Here is a 4,082-nt window from a genome sequence, read left to right as displayed (position 1 = left end):
ACCACAGATTGCTCACCCGGCCGGTGAGCCCAAGGAGACGAAGAGTCGCGCTTCATGCCCTTGAGAATGCGCGATTCTCGCCCTCACGCCAAAACCAAACTGCCGTTTCTAGGATCAACGGCAATGTGCAGGCCGCCAAGCGCAAAGCCAAAGGCTACCGAACCAAGCGAAATCTCAAAGCCATCGTCTTACCCACTCCCTTCAGCGAGGAGCCTCCGCACGGAACCGACCGCTACCGTCGCCAGTCGATGGTGCTCGTGCCCAAGGACACGGTCGGCGTCCGCGTCATTCGTTCGTTACCGGTGCTGGGCTTCTACGGCGTGCCGGATCGGGCGTCCGAAGTCCTGTTCGAAAACGTACGCGTGCCGGTCGGCAACGTCCTTCTCGGCGAAGGCCGCGGCTTCGAGATCGCCAAGGGACGCCTCGGTCCCGGTCGTATTCATCATTGCATGCGCCTGATTGGGCTCAGCGAGCGCGTGCTCGAGCGGATGTGCCGACGCGCCGAGCAGCGCGTCGCTTTCGGCAGGCCGCTGGCCGAACAGACAGTCACCCTGGAGCGGATCGCCGAGGGCCGGATCATGATCGAGCAGGCTCGCCTTCTGACGCTGAAGGCCGCCTACATGATGGACAGCGTGGGCAATAAGGCGGCGCGCCAGGAGATCGCGATGATCAAGGTCGTTGCGCCGAACATGGCCCAGCGGATCGTCGATTGGGCCATCCAGATCTTCGGCGGCGGCGGCACGTCGAACGATCACTTTCTTGCCGCCGCGCTGGCCACGACTCGGCTTCTCCGATTGGCGGACGGACCGGACGAAGTTCACCGCAATCAGATCGGCAGGCTAGAGCTCAGACGCTACCAGAACAGCAATCCCTCACGCACCGGCGGCGAGGGCAGGCAGCTTTCCCTGGAGGAGGCAGAATCCTGGGCTGGCGACGGCCTCTGGCCCAACCCGGCGCTTCGGCAATGAGCAGGCGCGTCGAGGGCAAGAAGGCGCTGATAACCGGAGCAGCGCAGGGCATCGGCGCCGCGAGCGCGCTCGCGCTCGCTCGGGAAGGCGCAAGAATCCTGCTGACCGACCTGAATTCGGATGGCGCCCCGGAGACCGCCGAACGCATCAACCGCGTCGTAGGCGCGCCGGTCGCTTTCGCAATGCGTCAGGGCGTGACGGTCCAGTCCGACTGGATCGAGGCGGTCGAGAACGCTGGGACGCTGCTCGGGGGACTGTCTGTGCTGGTCAACAATGCGGGCGTTGCGACGGTCGGATCGGTCGAAGACTTGACGCTTGACGAATGGCGGCGAGGAATGAGCGTCAATGCCGACAGCGTCTTTCTCGGATGCAAATTTGCATTACCCGCGCTTCGAGAAAATCAGCCCGGCTCGATTATCAACGTGTCGTCGATTGCCGGTTTGATCGCATCGCACAATTTTGCGAGCTACAACGCTTCGAAGGCCGCTGTATGGCTTCTAAGCAAGTCTGTCGCGCTCCACTGCGCGCGACAAGGCTGGAACATCCGCTGCAATTCGATCCATCCAACGTTCATCCAGACGCCAATCCTGAAGGCGCTGGTGGGAAACCGCGATGAAGCGACAGTGATGGAAAAGCTAAGGCGCCAGGTGCCTCTCGGCCGGCTCGGGGACGCTGACGACGTCGCTAACGCTGTGGTTTATCTCGCTTCGGACGAAAGCAGTTTCATGACGGGAGCGGAGATCAAGCTCGACGGCGGCATATCAGCGATGTGAAGAGCTGCTGTCACCTTCTCACGACGGGACCGCGAATACAGGCCTTCCGAAAAAGCGCCGCGGCTCCTAACAGGCCCGCTCATCGCTGCCTCTACGCGTTATGCCGGCGGGCTCTCTTGGCGCCGTCGGCGACCTCTCGTTAGTCGTCAGCGCGTTGGCGCCGCTCGAACCAATGCGACCGCGAGCAGCGTCTTCAGGACTGTCGCCCAGAGGAACGGAACGACGCCGATCGCAAGGGCCTTCGCCGGACCGAGGAGGCAAGCGAGCCAGCTGAAACCTAGCACAAACACGAAATAGTGCCCGGCGGCCATGGTCAATATGGCGCCGCGCCACGACCGGGACGACCCGCGTTCAGAGAGGGCGCCGACAATCCAGGCCGCGACCAGAAACCCGGCCAGGTATCCGGCGGTCGGACCGAAGAAATAGGTCGGTCCAGCCGTGGCCCCGGCGAAGACAGGCAGCCCGAGAAAACCCTCAAGCAGGTAGAGCGCTACCGTCGCGGCCGCCAATCCTGAACCGAGGGCCGGACCGAGCAGAAGGACGACCAGCGTCTGCAAGGTCATCGGCACCGGATAGAACGGGACTTCTAATTTCGCTGAAACGGCCAGGGCTAGAGACCCCGCGATCATCCAGAACAGAGCCCGCGCGAAGGACGCCTTGGCGGCGTCGGCGCCGACAATTGTCTCGATGGTCGAGTTCTCGAGGTTCTTCATGGTCTTTCCTCAATTGTGGACAACCCGGGCGACTTGGTGCTCGCAGAAGCGCCAGAAAGCGCATTTGAAATCTGCGACGCAACGGACAGAGGAACCTTGATGTTCAGATCGAGCAGCATCTGTCCCATGCCTTTTCCGAGTGGGTCGATCCGCGTAGAGGCCGGTCCGCCGCCGTCCAGTGCGCCATGGAGAAGGAAGTTGATGGCGTGGATGCCGGGCACGTGAAAGCGCTCGACCCCGCCGGTCATCAGGTGCGCGAAGTAGCTCTTGACCACGTCCGGCGTCACGGCGCGCCAAATTAACGGGAGCCACTCCGGGCAGCGCGCGATGACGCCGATGTTCGAGATGTCGCCCTTGTCGCCGCTGCGCGCCCACGCGAGTTTAATGAGCGGCAGTTCGACGGATGGTTCGTCCGGAGACCCCGCCCACGCCTCGGGTTCAGGACTCAGGGAAGGCGGCGTCGCCGGCCCTTCGTTGATCGGGATCTCCACTTCCGTCCGCTGGCCGTTCAGCCAGTAACCGACCGGCGCTTCGGACTTCGAGATCAAGAAGGAGAATTGTGTGACCAGCGGGGACGGGGACGGCCGGCCGCCCCCTGGGCTCGTGGTGCCAGGCGACCAGGATGTGCCGGACGGCGCGATCTCCCGCGAGAAGATCTCCAAGGCCTTTTTGTCGGGATGATCGACAACGACGCGAACCATGACTTCGCGGGCGGCCGAGGTCCGCGCATGCGGCCCATAGAGCGATTCCGCGCCGAGGAGTTCTATCCGCGCGCTCGAGAAGTCTCCGAAACCCTTGTCGATCAGAATCCGCCGCGCGCGTGCGACAACCGCTTCTCCCGTACGGCGCGCCTTCGCCGCGGCGTCGATACCAATGATGACCATCGAGCCCGTGCATCGATATCCGTTCAACGCGGTCGCCGACACCTTATAGAACCCGCTCGGCGCCCGCCCTTTGGCCCCTGCGACGAGGACGTGATCGTCGTCGATCTGGGAAATCCGGACGTCGCGAAAGTCGCAGGTGACGTCGGGGAGCAGGTAGGCGCCCGGATCTCCAATTTCGTAAAGCATCTGCTCCGCGATGCAGGCGCTCCTGATGAAGCCGCCCGTGCCCTCGGGCTTCGTGACGACGAAAGATCCGTCGCTGTTGCACAAAACGATCGGATAGCCGATGGCTGCCCAATCCGGCACGGATTCCCAATCCGTGTGAAGCCCTCCGGTCGCCTGGCAACCGCATTCGATAATGTGACCCGCTAAGCTTCCGCCCGCGAGTCGGTCGCAATCATCAGGCGACCAACCAAATTCGTGTATCAGCGGACCGAGCGTAACGGCGCTGTCGACTCCGCGGCCGGTGATGACAATGTCAGCGCCGGCCGCCAGCGCGCGCGCGACCGGGAGCGCCCCGAGATACGCGTTCGCGCTCAAAACATGAGCCGGCAGCGGGGCGCCCGAGAACATATCCTTGACGCCCTGCTCTCGTAGCCGCGGCATCATCTCCCTGACGTCATCGCCCTCGACAACTGCAATAGAAGGGGAGACCCCGAGAGATTGGGCCAGCGCCTGCAGTGCCTCAGCGCACCCCTTGGGATTGATGCCGCCGGCGTTGGCGATGAACTTGACGCCGTCTTT

3 protein-coding genes and 1 pseudogene are annotated in these 4,082 nt (G+C 63.3%); 2 read left to right on the top strand and 2 right to left on the bottom strand.

Annotated elements, in window-relative coordinates; genetic code table 11:
* Positions 1–227 precede the first annotated feature (227 nt).
* Together ACLP25_RS16135 and ACLP25_RS16130 are read left to right on the top strand one after the other, a co-directional pair.
* A pseudogene (locus ACLP25_RS16135) lies at positions 228–968 on the top strand (acyl-CoA dehydrogenase family protein); the annotation flags it as partial.
* Positions 965–1,741 carry an SDR family oxidoreductase gene (locus tag ACLP25_RS16130; RefSeq protein WP_442470199.1) on the top strand — a complete coding sequence of 259 codons (777 nt, stop codon included), beginning with the start codon at positions 965–967 and terminating at the stop codon, positions 1,739–1,741. The pseudogene ACLP25_RS16135 and the gene ACLP25_RS16130, both read left to right, overlap by 4 nt.
* A gap of 146 nt (positions 1,742–1,887) precedes the next feature.
* Here ACLP25_RS16130 and ACLP25_RS16125 read toward each other — a convergent pair whose 3' ends face one another.
* Entirely contained in the window at positions 1,888–2,454 is a 567-nt protein-coding gene (locus tag ACLP25_RS16125; RefSeq protein ID WP_442470198.1) for a biotin transporter BioY, read from the bottom strand.
* A partial coding sequence (locus ACLP25_RS16120) for an acyclic terpene utilization AtuA family protein (RefSeq protein WP_442470197.1) occupies positions 2,451–4,082 on the bottom strand: 1,632 nt, incomplete at its 5' end. The genes ACLP25_RS16125 and ACLP25_RS16120, both read right to left, overlap by 4 nt.

This window comes from Roseiarcus sp., assembly GCF_052145395.1.
Taxonomy (GTDB): domain Bacteria; phylum Pseudomonadota; class Alphaproteobacteria; order Rhizobiales; family Beijerinckiaceae; genus Roseiarcus.
The sequence above is the reverse complement of the archived record's forward strand: the minus strand, read 5'-3'. Positions and strand labels throughout refer to the sequence as shown.